The organism is Streptomyces sp. NPDC093097 (genome assembly GCF_044754325.1).
Lineage (GTDB): Bacteria > Actinomycetota > Actinomycetes > Streptomycetales > Streptomycetaceae > Streptomyces.
Genome location: NZ_JBIVOW010000006.1, coordinates 159,839 through 174,860 on the forward strand (window position 1 = coordinate 159,839; position 15,022 = coordinate 174,860).

17 protein-coding genes are annotated in these 15,022 nt (G+C 69.3%); 15 read left to right on the forward strand and 2 right to left on the reverse strand.

Features of this window, described 5'->3' with window-relative positions:
- Positions 1–121: 121 nt before the first annotated feature.
- The 11 genes from secY to truA all read left to right on the forward strand — a co-directional run bounded on the left by secY (position 122) and on the right by truA (position 8,167).
- Entirely contained in the window at positions 122–1,435 is a 1,314-nt protein-coding gene (secY, locus tag ACIQE0_RS13025; protein ID WP_366329824.1) for a preprotein translocase subunit SecY, read from the forward strand.
- On the forward strand, positions 1,435–2,088 hold the full coding sequence (locus tag ACIQE0_RS13030; RefSeq protein WP_366329825.1) for an adenylate kinase: 654 nt from the start codon (positions 1,435–1,437) through the stop codon (positions 2,086–2,088). The genes secY and ACIQE0_RS13030 overlap by 1 nt, the downstream gene beginning before the upstream one ends.
- A 105-nt stretch (positions 2,089–2,193) precedes the next feature.
- Positions 2,194–3,030, forward strand: a complete 837-nt coding sequence (gene map / locus ACIQE0_RS13035) for a type I methionyl aminopeptidase (protein WP_366329826.1) — start codon at positions 2,194–2,196, stop codon at positions 3,028–3,030.
- 270 nt (positions 3,031–3,300) lie between these two features.
- Positions 3,301–3,522: a translation initiation factor IF-1 gene (gene infA, locus ACIQE0_RS13040; RefSeq protein ID WP_003956442.1), complete on the forward strand. Its 222-nt coding sequence runs from the start codon at positions 3,301–3,303 to the stop codon at positions 3,520–3,522.
- Positions 3,523–3,582: 60 nt separating this feature from the next.
- Positions 3,583–3,696, forward strand: coding sequence for a 50S ribosomal protein L36 (rpmJ, locus tag ACIQE0_RS13045; protein ID WP_003956441.1), 114 nt, complete (start codon positions 3,583–3,585; stop codon positions 3,694–3,696).
- A 192-nt stretch (positions 3,697–3,888) separates the two neighbouring features.
- A complete protein-coding gene (rpsM, locus tag ACIQE0_RS13050) occupies positions 3,889–4,269 on the forward strand; it encodes a 30S ribosomal protein S13 (RefSeq protein WP_366329827.1) in 381 nt (126 codons plus the stop codon).
- 64 nt (positions 4,270–4,333) lie between these two features.
- Positions 4,334–4,738: a 30S ribosomal protein S11 gene (rpsK, locus tag ACIQE0_RS13055; RefSeq protein WP_004571845.1), complete on the forward strand. Its 405-nt coding sequence runs from the start codon at positions 4,334–4,336 to the stop codon at positions 4,736–4,738.
- Positions 4,739–4,766: 28 nt separating this feature from the next.
- The gene (gene rpsD / locus ACIQE0_RS13060) at positions 4,767–5,393 is read left to right on the forward strand and encodes a 30S ribosomal protein S4 (protein WP_366329828.1); all 627 of its coding nucleotides are present in this window, start codon (positions 4,767–4,769) and stop codon (positions 5,391–5,393) included.
- Between the two features lie 108 nt (positions 5,394–5,501).
- On the forward strand, positions 5,502–6,524 hold the full coding sequence (locus ACIQE0_RS13065; RefSeq protein ID WP_066980894.1) for a DNA-directed RNA polymerase subunit alpha: 1,023 nt from the start codon (positions 5,502–5,504) through the stop codon (positions 6,522–6,524).
- Between the two features lie 243 nt (positions 6,525–6,767).
- Positions 6,768–7,232: a 50S ribosomal protein L17 gene (gene rplQ / locus ACIQE0_RS13070; protein WP_366329829.1), complete on the forward strand. Its 465-nt coding sequence runs from the start codon at positions 6,768–6,770 to the stop codon at positions 7,230–7,232.
- Between the two features lie 83 nt (positions 7,233–7,315).
- The gene (gene truA / locus ACIQE0_RS13075) at positions 7,316–8,167 is read left to right on the forward strand and encodes a tRNA pseudouridine(38-40) synthase TruA (protein WP_402331205.1); all 852 of its coding nucleotides are present in this window, start codon (positions 7,316–7,318) and stop codon (positions 8,165–8,167) included.
- Between the two features lie 46 nt (positions 8,168–8,213).
- Here truA and ACIQE0_RS13080 read toward each other — a convergent pair whose 3' ends face one another.
- Positions 8,214–9,080 (reverse strand): hypothetical protein, encoded by an 867-nt coding sequence (locus tag ACIQE0_RS13080; RefSeq protein ID WP_402331207.1) that lies wholly within the window; start codon positions 9,078–9,080, stop codon positions 8,214–8,216.
- 309 nt (positions 9,081–9,389) lie between these two features.
- Between ACIQE0_RS13080 and rplM the strand changes: the two genes are divergently transcribed.
- From rplM to glmM, 3 genes are all read left to right on the forward strand, one after another.
- On the forward strand, positions 9,390–9,833 hold the full coding sequence (rplM, locus tag ACIQE0_RS13085; RefSeq protein ID WP_366329832.1) for a 50S ribosomal protein L13: 444 nt from the start codon (positions 9,390–9,392) through the stop codon (positions 9,831–9,833).
- A 44-nt stretch (positions 9,834–9,877) separates the two neighbouring features.
- On the forward strand, positions 9,878–10,387 hold the full coding sequence (rpsI, locus tag ACIQE0_RS13090) for a 30S ribosomal protein S9 (protein WP_274915091.1): 510 nt from the start codon (positions 9,878–9,880) through the stop codon (positions 10,385–10,387).
- Between the two features lie 141 nt (positions 10,388–10,528).
- Complete coding sequence (gene glmM / locus ACIQE0_RS13095; RefSeq protein WP_402331210.1) at positions 10,529–11,887, forward strand: phosphoglucosamine mutase; 1,359 nt, start codon at positions 10,529–10,531, stop codon at positions 11,885–11,887.
- Positions 11,888–11,997: 110 nt separating this feature from the next.
- On the opposite strand, the gene coaA is transcribed toward glmM, so the two are convergent.
- Positions 11,998–12,987 (reverse strand): type I pantothenate kinase, encoded by a 990-nt coding sequence (gene coaA / locus ACIQE0_RS13100; protein ID WP_366329834.1) that lies wholly within the window; start codon positions 12,985–12,987, stop codon positions 11,998–12,000.
- Between the two features lie 187 nt (positions 12,988–13,174).
- Between coaA and glmS the strand changes: the two genes are divergently transcribed.
- Positions 13,175–15,022 carry a glutamine--fructose-6-phosphate transaminase (isomerizing) gene (gene glmS / locus ACIQE0_RS13105; protein WP_402331211.1) on the forward strand — a complete coding sequence of 616 codons (1,848 nt, stop codon included), beginning with the start codon at positions 13,175–13,177 and terminating at the stop codon, positions 15,020–15,022.

A 15,022-nucleotide genomic window follows, 5' to 3' on the forward strand; every position in this document is an offset into this window, starting at 1 on the left:
TCCGGGGTCCGCTCCGGATCCCGCCGTGCGGGCGAGCTCCGCGCGGTACAGCCGCTACGTATTCGTCGATCCACAAGACCGTCACCTCCCGGCCGTAGAGGCGGGGGGCGCAGGAGGCACCGTGCTTACCGCGTTCGCCCGAGCGTTCAAGACGCCCGACCTGCGCAAGAAGCTGCTGTTCACGTTGGGCATCATCGTGCTCTACCGGATCGGAGCGCACGTCCCGCTTCCGGGGGTGAACTACCAGAACGTTGAGACCTGCATGAAGCAGGCCGGCGCCAACAGCGGGTTGTTCGCCCTGGTGAACATGTTCAGCGGAAATGCGTTGCTGAGCCTCACGATCTTTGCGCTGGGGATCATGCCGTACATCACGGCGAGCATCATCCTCCAGCTGCTGACCGTGGTGATTCCCCGGCTCGAAGCCCTCAAGAAAGAGGGGCAGACCGGCCAGGCGAAGATCACCCAGTACACCCGCTACCTGACCGTGGCGCTGGCGATCCTGCAGGGCACCGGCTTGGTGGCCACCGCCCGCAGCGGCGCGCTCTTCCAGAGCTGCCCGGTCGCCACCCAGATCGTGCCCGACAGCTCGATCTTCACCACCATCGTCATGGTGATCACGATGACCGCCGGCACCGGCCTGATCATGTGGTTCGGCGAGATGGTCACCGACCGCGGCATCGGCAACGGCATGTCGATCCTGATGTTCATCTCGATCGCCGCCGGCTTCCCCGGCGCGCTGTGGCAGATCAAGCTGACCGGCAAGCTGGCCGACGGCTGGATCGAGTTCTTCTCGGTGATCCTGGTGGGCCTGGCGATGGTCGCGCTGGTGGTCTTCGTCGAGCAAGCGCAGCGGCGCATTCCCGTGCAGTACGCGAAGCGCATGATCGGTCGCCGTTCTTACGGTGGTACGTCCACATACATCCCGCTGAAGGTGAACCAGGCGGGTGTGATTCCCGTCATCTTCGCGTCCTCGTTGCTCTACATCCCGGCGCTGATCGCTCAGTTCAGCGGGTCGAAGGCGGGCTGGGCGACGTGGATCGCCACCAACTTCACCAAGGGAAATCACCCGGTTTATATCGCCGCGTACTTCTTGCTCATCGTTTTCTTCGCCTTCTTCTACGTGGCCATCAGCTTCAACCCCGAAGAAGTTGCCGACAACATGAAGAAGTATGGTGGCTTTATCCCGGGCATCCGGGCTGGTCGCCCGACGGCTGAGTACCTCAGCTACGTGCTCAACAGGATCACGTGGCCGGGTTCGCTCTACCTGGGGCTGATCGCGCTTGTACCAACAGTGGCGTTGGTGCTGTTCAACGCGAACCAGAACTTCCCGTTCGGCGGGACGAGCATCCTGATCATCGTGGGTGTGGGTCTGGAGACCGTGAAGCAGATCGAGAGCCAGCTTCAGCAGCGCAACTACGAAGGGTTCCTCCGCTGATGCGAATCGTCCTCGTCGGACCCCCGGGGGCCGGTAAGGGTACGCAGGCCGCGTACCTGGCCAAGAACCTCGCGATCCCGCACATCTCCACGGGGGACCTGTTCCGGGCCAACATCTCCCAGGGCACGCCCCTCGGCGTCGAGGCCAAGTCCTACATGGACGCGGGCAACCTCGTGCCGGACTCGGTCACCATCGGGATGGCCGAGGACCGCATGGAGCAGGCCGACGCGGCCGAGGGCTTCCTGCTGGACGGCTTCCCGCGCAACCTCGGCCAGGCCGAGGCGCTGGACGCGTACCTGCGGGACAAGGGCCTGCAGTTGGACGCGGTGCTGGACCTGGAGGTCCCCGAGGACGAGGTGGTCAAGCGGATCGCCGGCCGGCGGATCTGCCGGAAGGACTCCAGCCACGTCTTCCACGTCGAGTACAACCAGCCCAAGGCCGAGGGCGTTTGCGACGCGTGCGGCGGCGAGCTGTACCAGCGTGAGGACGACCGCGAGGACACCGTCCGCAAGCGGCTGGAGGTCTACCACTCGGAGACCGAGCCGATCATCGACTACTACAAGGCCCAGGACCTGGTCGTCACGATCCCGGCCCTCGGCAAGGTCGCGGAGGTCACCCAGCGGGCGATGAACGCCCTGGGTCGCGGCGAGTAGACAACAGACTCGGTACGGCCGCGGTGTCCAGCACGGGCGCCGCGGCCGTAGTGTTGGGTGGGCGGGACGGACCCGCGGACGAGAGTGAAGGCGGAAGGCACCGGCATGCTGGAGATCAAGAACCCCGCGCAGATCGCGAAGATGCGCGAGGCGGGGCTGGTGGTCGCTGCCATCCACGCGGCGACCCGTGAGGCCGCGGTGCCCGGCGCCACCACCAAGGACCTGGACGACGTCGCGCGCAAGGTGCTCGCCGAGCACGGCGCGAAGTCGAACTTCCTGGGCTACGGCGGCTTCCCCGCGACGATCTGCACCTCCGTGAACGAGGTGGTCGTCCACGGCATCCCCTCCGCCGACACAGTCCTCGCCGACGGCGACATCATCTCCATCGACTGCGGCGCGATCATCGACGGCTGGCACGGCGACGCGGCGTACACCGCCTTCGTCGGCTCCGGCCACTCCCCGGAGCTGGTCGAGCTCAGCCGGGTCACCGAGGAGTCGATGTGGGCCGGCGTCGCCGCGGTCGCCAAGGGCAACCGGCTGGTGGACATCTCCAAGGCGATCGAGGGCTACATCCGGCGCCAGCCGCGCCCGTCCAGCGGCAAGTACGGCATCGTCGAGGACTACGGTGGCCACGGCATCGGCTCGCAGATGCACATGGACCCGCACCTGCTGAACTACGTCGACCGCAAGCGCGGCCGGGGCCCGAAGCTGGTGCCCGGCTTCTGCATCGCCATCGAGCCGATGGTCAACCTCGGCACCGCCAAGACCCACGTCCTCGAGGACGACTGGACGGTCAAGACCAACGACGGCCGCTGGTCCTCGCACTGGGAGCACTCGGTCGCGCTGACCGAGGACGGCCCGCTGGTGCTGACCTCGCCGGACGGCGGCAAGGCCAAGCTGGCCTCCCTCGGCATCACCGCGGCCCCCGACCCCCTGGCCTAGGCCCCGCCCGCCGCACTCCCGTCTGCCGTCCGGTGTCCGTCGCGCACTCCCGCCGCACCGGGCGACGACCTCAGTACCCCACCTGCGCCCTGTCCTAGGGGCGACCCTTGCCGCGTAAGGATCTTCGTCGGTGGGCAATAACCCTGGATTCGTCTTTTCTCAGGCACTGACGTAGACTGACGCGTCGGCTCTCGTGCATCCGTGTGCCCGCACATCGGGTGCGTGCAGTGCACATGAGTCGATCAAGGTAGCCGATCCGAAAGGCGAAGCGTGGCCAAGAAGCAAGGTGCCATCGAGATCGAGGGCACCGTGATCGAGTCTCTGCCGAACGCGATGTTCAAGGTAGAGCTCCAGAACGGTCACAAGGTCCTCGCGCACATCAGCGGAAAGATGCGGATGCACTACATCCGTATCCTCCCGGACGACCGGGTCGTGGTGGAGCTCTCTCCCTACGACCTGACGCGTGGCCGGATCGTCTACCGCTACAAGTAGATTTTGCCGACGCCCCGCTCCCGTGGGGTATTGGCACTGACCCGGAGAACCTCACATCCCATGAAGGTCAAGCCGAGCGTCAAGAAGATCTGCGACAAGTGCAAGGTGATCCGCCGCCACGGCCGGGTCATGGTCATCTGCGACAACCTGCGCCACAAGCAGCGCCAGGGCTGACGCACGCCGACCACCTGCATTTCGCAGTTCGCGCGACGCATCACACGTACATACGCAGTCACCCGACCCCCGCGCCGTGCGCGAGGGACGACACCCCCGGCTCGGAGGCCGGGGACCCGGCTCGTAATACCGCAGAGTCTTACGGGAACGGTGCTGTGGAAGACCTCCGAATAGCCATCAGGAGCCACATCAATGGCACGCCTCGCAGGCGTTGACCTCCCGCGCGACAAGCGTGTGGAGGTCGCCCTCACCTACGTCTTCGGTATCGGGCGCACGCTGGCGCAGCAGACCCTCGCCGCCACCGGCGTGGACCCGAACACCCGGGTCCGCGACCTGGTCGAGGAAGACCTCGTCAAGATCCGCGAGTACGTGGACAACAACCTCAAGACCGAGGGTGACCTCCGTCGCGAGATCCAGGCCGACATCCGCCGCAAGGTCGAGATCGGCTGCTACCAGGGTCTGCGTCACCGCCGCGGTCTGCCGGTGCACGGTCAGCGCACCAGCACGAACGCCCGTACCCGCAAGGGTCCGCGTCGCGCGATCGCCGGCAAGAAGAAGCCGGGCAAGAAGTAGTCCTCAGCAGGACCCCGCAAGCGGTCTTCGCTGTAGGACCGACCACCTCCACGGGAGAATTTGAATGCCTCCGAAGGGCCGTACGGCCGGCGCCAAGAAGGTGCGCCGCAAGGAGAAGAAGAACGTCGCCCACGGGCACGCTCACATCAAGAGCACGTTCAACAACACGATCGTCTCGATCACCGACCCGACCGGGAACGTGATCTCTTGGGCCTCTGCCGGCCACGTCGGCTTCAAGGGCTCGCGCAAGTCCACCCCCTTCGCCGCGCAGATGGCCGCCGAGTCGGCCGCCCGCCGCGCGCAGGAGCACGGCATGCGCAAGGTTGACGTCTTCGTCAAGGGCCCGGGCTCGGGCCGCGAGACCGCCATCCGTTCGCTTCAGGCGACCGGTCTTGAGGTCGGCTCGATCCAGGACGTCACCCCCACCCCGCACAACGGATGCCGCCCGCCCAAGCGTCGCCGCGTCTGACCCACCTGAAGTAGGAGACAACTAGACAATGGCGCGTTACACCGGGGCCGACTGCAAGCGTTGCCGTCGGGAGAAGCAGAAGCTCTTCCTCAAGGGGAGCAAGTGCGAGAGCGCTAAGTGCCCGATCGAGATCCGTCCTTACCCCCCGGGTGAGCACGGTCGCGGGCGCACCAAGGACAGCGAGTACCTGCTGCAGCTGCGTGAGAAGCAGAAGTGCAGCCGTATCTACGGTGTCCTTGAGAAGCAGTTCGTGAACTACTACAAGGAAGCGAACCAGAAGACCGGCAAGACCGGTGAGAACCTTCTGCGCATCCTTGAGACCCGCCTCGACAACGTGGTCTACCGGGCCGGCTTCGCCAAGTCCCGCGACCACGCCCGTCAGCTGGTCCGTCACGGACACGTCCAGGTCAACGGCCGCAAGACCGACATCCCGTCGGCGCGCGTGGCCGTGCACGACGTCATCGAGGTCCGCGAGGGCTCCCGCAACCTGACCCCCTTCGAGGTGGCCAAGGCGGAGGCCGGCGAGAAGACCGTTCCGGCGTGGCTGGAGGCGATCCCCTCGCAGCTGCGGATCCTCGTGCACAGCCTGCCCGAGCGCCAGGTGATCGACACCCAGGTGCAGGAGCAGCTGATCGTCGAGCTCTACTCCAAGTAAGAGCTGACCGGTAGGGGCGGTACGGAGCCGATGGCGCCGTACCGCCCGTACCCTTGTCAGTACAGCGGACGTCAAATAGCGGGCGTCCACGACTGAAGGAAAAACACCATGCTGATCGCTCAGCGCCCCTCGCTGACCGAAGAGGTCGTCGACGAGTACCGCTCCCGGTTCGTGATCGAGCCGCTGGAGCCGGGCTTCGGCTACACCCTCGGCAACTCCCTGCGCCGGACCCTGCTCTCCTCGATCCCGGGTGCGGCGGTCACGTCCATCCGCATCGACGGCGTGCTGCACGAGTTCACCACCGTGCCCGGCGTCAAGGAAGACGTCACCGACCTGATCCTGAACATCAAGCAGCTGGTCGTGTCCTCCGAGCACGACGAGCCGGTCGTGATGTACCTGCGCAAGCAGGGTCCGGGCCTGGTCACCGCCGCCGACATCGCGCCCCCGGCCGGCGTCGAGGTGCACAACCCCGACCTGGTCCTGGCCACGCTGAACGGCAAGGGCAAGCTGGAGATGGAGCTGACCGTCGAGCGCGGTCGCGGCTACGTCTCCGCCGTGCAGAACAAGCAGGTCGGCCAGGAGATCGGCCGGATCCCGGTCGACTCGATCTACTCGCCGGTCCTCAAGGTCACCTACAAGGTCGAGGCGACCCGTGTCGAGCAGCGCACCGACTTCGACAAGCTGATCGTCGACGTCGAGACCAAGCAGGCGATGCGTCCGCGCGACGCCATGGCCTCGGCCGGCAAGACCCTGGTGGAGCTGTTCGGTCTCGCCCGCGAGCTGAACATCGACGCCGAGGGCATCGACATGGGCCCGTCCCCGACGGACGCCGCCCTCGCCGCCGACCTGGCGCTGCCGATCGAGGAGCTGGAGCTCACGGTCCGCTCTTACAACTGCCTCAAGCGCGAGGGCATCCACTCCGTGGGTGAGCTCGTGGCGCGCTCCGAGGCGGACCTGCTCGACATCCGCAACTTCGGTGCGAAGTCGATCGACGAGGTCAAGGCGAAGCTGGCCGGCATGGGCCTGGCCCTCAAGGACAGCCCGCCCGGATTCGACCCGACCGCTGCGGCCGACGCCTTCGGCGCGGACGACGACGCCGACCAGGGTTTCGTCGAGACCGAGCAGTACTGAGTAGCTGGGGGTCAACCCCAGGGGATCGCAACGTCGAGACCGAGCAGTACTCAAGCCCGGACCGTTCGCGGTCCTCGCTGCGGGCCGGCTCCGGCCGTCGCGCAGTTCCCCGCGCCCCTTAGGGGGCGCGGGTCCCCGCCCCTCTCCTCGCGGGAGGGGCCGGTTGTTGCCGGTGGGCGTCCGCTCATCGGGCCCTGACCTCGGTACCTGATACGGCCGGGGCAGATACCTAGGAGAAACACCATGCCGAAGCCCACCAAGGGTGCCCGTCTGGGCGGCAGCGCGTCGCACGAGAAGGCGCTCCTGCGCAACCTGGCGACCAACCTCTTCGAGCACGGCCGCATCACGACGACCGAGGCCAAGGCCCGTCGTCTGCGCCCGTTCGCGGAGCGCCTGGTGACCAAGGCGAAGAAGGGCGACCTTCACAACCGCCGTCAGGTCATGGAGCTGATCACGGACAAGAGCGTCGTGCACACGCTCTTCACCGAGATCGCGCCGCGGTTCGCGGAGCGTCCGGGTGGTTACACCCGTATCACCAAGATCGGCAACCGCCGTGGTGACAACGCCCCCATGGCCGTCATCGAGCTGGTCGAGGGCGAGATCGCCAAGAAGGCGACCGTTGCCGAGGCCGAGGCCGCGACCAAGCGCGCGGTGAAGGAGGCCGACGAGGCCGCCGAGACCGCCGCTGAGGAGTCCAAGGACGCCTGAGTCCGGCGCTGAGCGGTGAGCGGGTCCGCCCCCCTGGGGGCGGGCCCGCTTTCGTCTGCGGTCGGCCTGAGAGGATTACTGGTGTGAGTGACGAAGTGGAGCCCGGGTTCGTCCGGGTGCGGCTGGACCTGTCGTACGACGGCACGGAGTTCTCCGGGTGGGCCAAGCAGCGTGAACAGCGCACGGTCCAGGGGGAGTTGGAGGACGCGATCCGGACCGTGACGCGGTCCGGCGAGACCTACGAGCTCACCGTGGCCGGGCGGACCGACGCCGGGGTGCACGCCCGTGGCCAGGTGGCGCATGTGGACCTGCCGGCGGAGCTGTGGGCCGAGCACGGCGACAAGCTGCTGCGGCGGCTGGCCGGGCGGCTGCCCAAGGACGTCCGGGTGTGGCGGATCGACCAGGCGCCGTACGGCTTCAACGCGCGGTTCTCGGCGATCTGGCGGCGCTACGCGTACCGGGTCACCGACCAGCACGGGGGCGTCGATCCGCTGCTGCGCGGACATGTGCTGTGGCACGACTGGGACCTGGACGTCGAGGCGATGAACGCCGCCTCGCGGCCGCTGCTGGGGGAGCACGACTTCGCGGCGTACTGCAAGCGGCGGGACGGTGCGACCACCATCCGCACGCTCCAGGAGCTGAGCTGGGAGCGGGGCGCGGACGGGATCGTCACGGCGACGGTCCGGGCGGACGCGTTCTGCCACAACATGGTGCGCTCGCTGGTGGGGGCGCTGCTGTTCGTGGGCGACGGGCACCGGCCGGTGGACTGGCCGGGGAAGGTGCTGGCCGCCGGGGTGCGGGACTCGGCCGTGCACGTGGTGCGGCCGCACGGGCTGACGCTGGAGGAGGTCGGGTACCCGGCCGACGAGCTGCTGATGGCCCGGAACAAGGAGGCGCGCAACAAGCGGACGCTGCCGGCCGGCGGCTGCTGCTGAGGCGGCGCCCGCCCCGCCGCGGTGGGGCGGGCCCGTCCTCGCGGGGTCAGGAGGTGCGGCCGGCCTTCCGCTGGGCCTCCTTGAGCTGCTGCTCGGCGGCCTTGGCGGCCTGGTCCTTGCCGCGCTGGTTGATCTGGGTGAAGACGTAGGCGCCGCCGTCCCGGCTGATCTGCTGGGACTGGGTCTCGCCCCCGGCGGCGACGTCCTTGCCGTTGGTGAAGCCGGCGATGGTGAAGTAGGCGTAGCGGCCGGTGGCGTTGGTGGTCATCCGGCACTTGCTGCCCTGGCAGAAGTCGGCGGGGACGCCGCCGCCGGCCAGCGGCATGAGGTTGGGCTTGCTCTCGTTCATCACCGCGGTGGCCAGGGCGGGCGATTCGAAGACCGCGACGCCGATGGTGACCGCGACCCCGTCCTTGGCGTAGGTGGCCCGCAGCAGCTGCTTGCAGCCGTGGTGGCTGAGCGAGGAGACCAGGCCGCCCTGGACGCCGGCGGTGCAGTCCGTGGTGGCGGCGGTGCCGGTCTGCTGGTAGCTGTGCTCGCCGACGACCATGGTCTTCTGCGGGAAGAGGGTGGCCGGGGTGAGCGGCGCGGTGTCCTTCTTGGGGTCGGAGATGTAGTCCTGCGGGTTGGGCGGGGGCGGGACCGAGACGTCCGGGAAGGACGGCTTGTCGTCCGGCAGCGCGGTCTGGGCGGACGCGGTGGGCCGGGCCGAGGCGGTGCCCCCGGCGGGGCCGCCGCTGTTCATCACGGCGACGGCGACGATGCCGGCGACCGCGAGCGCGGCGACCGCGCCGCCGCCGATCATCAGCCAGCGCTTGCGGCGGGCGCGCGCCTCGCTCTCGTCGGCCAGCGCCGCCCAGTCCGGAGTGGAACCCCCCGGGCCGTCGAACGGCCCCCCTTGCCCAAAACTCATGCCGGGCATCCTAGTGCGCGGCCCCGGCCGTGTGACGGGCGGAGCGGATCCCTTTCCGGGCGGTGCGCGAGGGGACCCGCCGCACGCCTGTCCGGGGCGCGTTTTGACCCGTACGGGGTTGGGTCAGTATCCTGCGAGTTCGTTATGCGTATTGGCTTGCTCTATCTCACGTGAGGGGCCTTACGCCGGCTAACCGGGCCGCTGACCAGCGGCGGACGATCGGGTTGCGTCGCCCGTAGTGCCGTCTCACTGTGTGAGTAGCCGTGGCGCCAGTACAGGACCCATCACTTACGAAGCGAAGGCTAAGACGTGCGTACGTACAGCCCCAAGCCCGGCGACGTTCAGCGCCAGTGGCACATCATCGACGCGCAGGACGTCGTCCTGGGCCGCCTGGCCAGCCAGGCCGCCTCGCTCCTGCGGGGTAAGCACAAGGCGATCTACGCCCCCCACGTTGACACCGGTGACTTCGTCATCATCGTCAACGCTGACAAGGTGCACCTGTCCGGCAACAAGCGCACCCAGAAGATGGCCTACCGTCACTCCGGCTTCCCGGGTGGTCTGCGCTCCGTCCGTTACGACGAACTGCTGGCCAAGAACCCCGAGAAGGCCGTCGAGAAGGCCATCAAGGGCATGCTTCCCAAGAACACCCTCGGCCGTCAGATGCTCTCGAAGCTGAAGGTCTACGCGGGCGCCGAGCACCCGCACGCTGCTCAGCAGCCGGTCCCGTTCGAGATCACCCAGGTCGCGCAGTAAGTCCGGCCACCCCCTAAGACGACAGAGAGAATCTGAGGAGCATCGTGGCTGAGACCACCCCCGAGACCCCGCTGGACGAGGTCGAGGTCGAGCAGTACACCACCGAGACCGAGGTCGTGGAGGGCGAGTACACCTCCGAGTCCCTCGCGTCCCGCTTCGGTGAGCCGCAGCCGGCCGCCGGCCTGGGCCGTCGCAAGAACGCCATCGCCCGCGTCCGGATCGTTCCGGGCACCGGCCAGTGGAAGATCAACGGCCGCACCCTTGAGGGCTACTTCCCCAACAAGGTGCACCAGCAGGAAGTCAACGAGCCCTTCAAGGTGCTCGAGCTCGACAACCGCTACGACGTCATCGCCCGCATCGCCGGCGGCGGCATCTCCGGCCAGGCCGGTGCGCTGCGCCTGGGCGTGGCCCGTGCGCTGAACGAGGCGGACGTGGACGCCAACCGTCCCGCCCTGAAGAAGGCCGGGTTCCTCAAGCGTGACGACCGTGCGGTCGAGCGCAAGAAGGCCGGTCTCAAGAAGGCCCGCAAGGCTCCGCAGTACAGCAAGCGCTAATCGCGCGCTGCACGCAGGCAGCCCTTGGCGAACGCCCCGGTGGCACTTCCGTGCTGCCGGGGCGTTCGGCTTTCCCATGGACCGCGGCGTATACCTCGAATCCAAGCCCCGGTCACAGCTCATCTACTTCGGAGGACACCAGTGGCACGACTCTTCGGCACCGACGGTGTGCGCGGCGTCGCCAACGCGGACCTGACGGCAGAGCTGGCGCTCGGCCTGTCGGTCGCGGCGGCACACGTACTGGCCGAGGCGGGGACGTTTGAAGGACACCGGCCGACGGCCGTGGTCGGCCGCGATCCGCGGGCGTCGGGGGAGTTCCTGGAGGCCGCCGTGGTGGCCGGCCTGGCCAGCGCCGGGGTGGACGTGCTGCGGGTGGGCGTGCTGCCGACCCCGGCGGTCGCGTACCTGACCGGGGTGCTCGGCGCGGACCTGGGCGTGATGCTGTCCGCCAGCCACAACCCGATGCCCGACAACGGCATCAAGTTCTTCGCCCGCGGTGGGCACAAGCTCGCCGACGAGCTGGAGGACCGGATCGAGGAGACCTACCGGGCGCACAGCTCCGGTGAGCCGTGGGAGCGGCCGACCGGCGCCGGCGTGGGCCGGGTCACCGAGTACGACGAGGGCTTCGACAGGTACGTCGCGCACCTGGTCGGCGTGCTGCCCAACCGCCTGGACGGGCTGAAGATCGTCATCGACGGGGCGCACGGCGCGGCCGCCCATGTCTCGCCCGAGGCGTTCGCGCGGGCCGGTGCCGAGGTCGTCACCATCGGCACCGAGCCGGACGGCCTGAACATCAACGACGGCTGCGGCTCCACCCACCTCGACAAGCTCCGGGCCGCCGTTGTCGAGCACGGCGCCGCCCTCGGTGTCGCCCACGACGGCGACGCGGACCGCTGCCTGGCCGTGGACCACACCGGCAACGCGGTCGACGGCGACCAGATCCTCTCCGTCCTGGCGCTCGGCATGCGCGAGGCCGGGACGCTGCGCGAGGACACCGTCGTCGCCACCGTGATGTCCAACCTGGGCTTCAAGCTGGCCATGGAGCGCGCGGGCATCGCCCTGGTCCAGACCGCGGTCGGCGACCGCTACGTCCTGGAGGAGATGAAGGCGCACGGCTACGCGCTGGGCGGTGAGCAGTCCGGGCACGTCATCGTGCTGGACCACGCCACCACCGGTGACGGCACGCTGACCGGTCTGATGCTGGCGGCCCGGGTCGCGGCGACCGGCCGGTCGCTGGCCGAGCTCGCCGGCGTCATGGAGCGGCTGCCGCAGATCCTCGTCAACGTCCCCGACGTCGACAAGTCGCGGGTGGGCAGCTCCGTCGAGCTGGCCGCGGCGGTCGCCGACGCGGAGCAGGAGCTGGGCGCCACCGGGCGGGTGCTGCTGCGGCCGTCCGGCACCGAGCCGCTGGTGCGGGTGATGGTCGAGGCGGCCGACATCGAGCAGGCGCGCGCGGTCGCGCAGCGCCTGGCCGACGCGGTCAAGTCCGCGCTGGGCTGAGGGAGTTCGACCGCGGGGCCGGTCGCCTGCCGCAGGGGTTGCTGCGGTGGGCGACTGGCCCTTCGGCGTTCGCTGGTGCCGCGACGGGGCGAACGGGGCCTGTTGCGGCGCTAGAGCTTCCGCAGGGACAGCCGCTGCACCTTGTGGTCCGGGCCCTTGCGGAGGACGAGGTTGGCGCGGCCGCGGGTGGGCGCCACGTTCTGCTCCAGGTTCGGCCGGTTGATGGTGCGCCACATCATGCGGGCGTAGTCCAGCGCCTCCTCCTCGGAGACCTGGGTGTACTTGCGGAAGTACGAGAACGGGTTCTGGAACGCGGTCTCGCGCAGCTTGCCGAACCGCCCGAGGTACCACCGCTCGATGTCCTCGGTGCGGGCGTCCACGTAGACGGAGAAGTCGAAGAAGTCGGCGAGGCCCAGCCGGGTGCGGCCGTCCTTGCCGGGCAGCGCCGGCTGGAGGACGTTGAGGCCCTCGACGATCAGGATGTCCGGCCGGTGCACGGTCAGCCGCTCGTCGGGCACGATGTCGTAGATCAGGTGCGAGTAGACGGGCGCGGTGACCTCCGCCTTGCCCGACTTCACGTCCGCCACGAAACGGGTCAGCGCCCGGCGGTCGTAGGACTCCGGGAAGCCCTTGCGGGACATCAGCCCGCGCCGGTGCAGTTCGGCGTTGGGGTAGAGGAAGCCGTCGGTGGTGACCAGCTCCACCCGCGGATGCTCGGGCCAGCGGGCCAGCAGCGCCTGGAGCAGCCGGGCGGTGGTGGACTTGCCGACCGCGACGCTGCCCGCCACGCCGATGACGAACGGGGTGCCGGGCTGGGAGCCGTGGCCGTTGCCGGTGTCGTCCAGGAAGGTGTTGAGCGCGCCGCGCAGGTTGCTGGTGGCGCCGACGTAGAGGTTGAGCAGCCGGGACAGCGGGAGGTAGACGTCGCGCACCTCGTCGAGGTCGATGACGTCGCCCAGGCCGCGCAGCCGCTCGACCTCCTCGGCGGTCAGCGGCAGCGGGGTCTTCTCCCGCAGGGCGCTCCACTCCGTGCGCGTCAGGTCGACGTACGGCGAACTGTCGGTGCGGCGTCGTTGCTGCGGATCCGTCGTCAGGGGCACGGGCCCATTGTCCGGGGCCGGTGCCGGCGGTCGGCGGCGGGGTGGCGGTGCGGCCGCTGCGTACGGCCCGACCTGCGGGCCCGTACGGCCCTTGCGGGGGCGGCGCCGTGGGCGCGCGGCCGTGCTGCCGGGCCGCGGTGCGCGCCCGTACGGCGCGGTGCCGAGGGCGGCGCGTAGGCTGCCCCCCATGTGCGGAATCGTGGGATACGTGGGCGGGCAGAGCGCCCTTGAGGTGGTGCTGGCCGGGCTGAAACGGCTGGAGTACCGCGGCTACGACTCGGCCGGCGTCGCGGTTCTGGCCGACGGCGGACTGGCGGCGGCCAAGAAGGCCGGCAAGCTGGCCAACCTGGAGAAGGAACTGGCCGAGCACCCCCTGCCCAGCGGCGCGGTGGGCATCGGCCACACCCGGTGGGCCACCCACGGCGGCCCGACGGACGCCAACGCGCATCCGCACCTGGACAACGCCGGCCGGGTGTCCGTCGTCCACAACGGCATCATCGAGAACTTCGCCGCGCTGCGCGCCGAACTGGCCGACCGCGGCCATGCGTTGGCGTCCGAGACCGACACCGAGGTGGTCGCGCACCTGCTCGCCGAGGCGTACTCCTCGTGCGGCGAACTGCCCGAGGCGATGCGGCAGGTGTGCCGGCGGCTGGAGGGGGCGTTCACCCTCGTCGCGGTGCACGCCGACGCGCCCGACCTCGTCGTCGGGGCGCGCCGCAACTCCCCGCTGGTGGTGGGCATCGGCGAGGACGAGGCGTTCCTGGCCTCGGACGTGGCGGCCTTCATCGCGCACACCCGGGAGGCCGTCGAACTGGGCCAGGACCAGGTCGTGGAGCTGCGCCGGGAGGGCGTGACGGTCACCGACTTCGACGGTGCGCCGGCGCGGGTCCGGTCCTACCACGTCGACTGGGACGCCTCGGCCGCCGAGAAGGGCGGCTACGACTACTTCATGCTCAAGGAGATCGCCGAGCAGCCGAAGGCGGTCGCCGACACCCTGCTGGGCCGGGTCGACGCGGCCGGGGTGCTCTCGCTGGACGAGGTGCGGATCCCGCCGGAGGTGCTGCGGGAGGTCGGCAAGGTCGTCATCGTGGCCTGCGGTACCGCCTACCACGCCGGGATGATCGCCAAGTACGCCATCGAGCACTGGACGCGGATCCCCTGCGAGACCGAGCTGGCCAGCGAGTTCCGCTACCGGGACCCGATCCTGGACCACCGCACGCTGGTCGTCGCCATCAGCCAGTCCGGCGAGACCATGGACACCCTGATGGCGCTGCGGCACGCCCGTGAGCAGGGCGCGAAGGTGCTCGCCATCTGCAACACCAACGGCTCGACGATCCCCCGTGAGTCGGATGCGGTGCTCTACACGCACGCCGGGCCGGAGGTCGCGGTGGCGTCCACCAAGGCGTTCCTGACCCAGCTGGTGGCCGTCTACCTCGTCGCGCTGTATCTGGGGCAGGTGCGCGGCACCAAGTGGGGCGACGAGATCCGGGAGGTGGTCCGCGAACTGGCCGCCATCGGCACGCAGGTGCAGCAGGTCCTGGGCACCATGGAGCCGGTCCGCGAGCTGGCCCGTTCCCTCGCCGACAAGAACACCGTGCTGTTCCTGGGCCGGCACGTGGGCTACCCGGTGGCCCTGGAGGGCGCCCTCAAGCTCAAGGAGCTGGCGTACATGCACGCCGAGGGCTTCGCGGCCGGCGAGCTCAAGCACGGTCCGATCGCGCTCATCGAGAAGGACCTCCCGGTGGTCGTGGTCGTCCCCTCGCCCCGCGGCCGGTCCGTCCTGCACGACAAGATCGTCTCCAACATCCAGGAGATCCGGGCCCGCGGCGCCCGCACCATCGTCATCGCGGAGGAGGGCGACGAGGCGGTGGTCCCGTACGCCGACCACCTCGTCCGCATCCCGCGGACGCCGGTGCTGCTCCAGCCGCTGGTGTCCGCCGTGCCGCTCCAGGTGTTCGCGTGCGAGCTGGCCACCGCCCGCGGCAACGAGGTCGACCAGCCGCGGAACCTCGCCAAGTCGGTCACGGTGGAGTGA

Coding starts and splice junctions, on each gene's coding strand:
- ACIQE0_RS13030 (WP_366329825.1), top strand. CDS start 1,435: ATGCGAATCGTCCTCGTCGGACCCCCGGGGGCCGGTAAGGGTACGCAG.
- map (WP_366329826.1), top strand. CDS start 2,194: ATGCTGGAGATCAAGAACCCCGCGCAGATCGCGAAGATGCGCGAGGCG.
- rpmJ (WP_003956441.1), top strand. CDS start 3,583: ATGAAGGTCAAGCCGAGCGTCAAGAAGATCTGCGACAAGTGCAAGGTG.
- rpsM (WP_366329827.1), top strand. CDS start 3,889: ATGGCACGCCTCGCAGGCGTTGACCTCCCGCGCGACAAGCGTGTGGAG.
- rpsK (WP_004571845.1), top strand. CDS start 4,334: ATGCCTCCGAAGGGCCGTACGGCCGGCGCCAAGAAGGTGCGCCGCAAG.
- rpsD (WP_366329828.1), top strand. CDS start 4,767: ATGGCGCGTTACACCGGGGCCGACTGCAAGCGTTGCCGTCGGGAGAAG.
- ACIQE0_RS13065 (WP_066980894.1), top strand. CDS start 5,502: ATGCTGATCGCTCAGCGCCCCTCGCTGACCGAAGAGGTCGTCGACGAG.
- rplQ (WP_366329829.1), top strand. CDS start 6,768: ATGCCGAAGCCCACCAAGGGTGCCCGTCTGGGCGGCAGCGCGTCGCAC.
- ACIQE0_RS13080 (WP_402331207.1), bottom strand. CDS start 9,080: ATGAGTTTTGGGCAAGGGGGGCCGTTCGACGGCCCGGGGGGTTCCACT.
- glmS (WP_402331211.1), top strand. CDS start 13,175: ATGTGCGGAATCGTGGGATACGTGGGCGGGCAGAGCGCCCTTGAGGTG.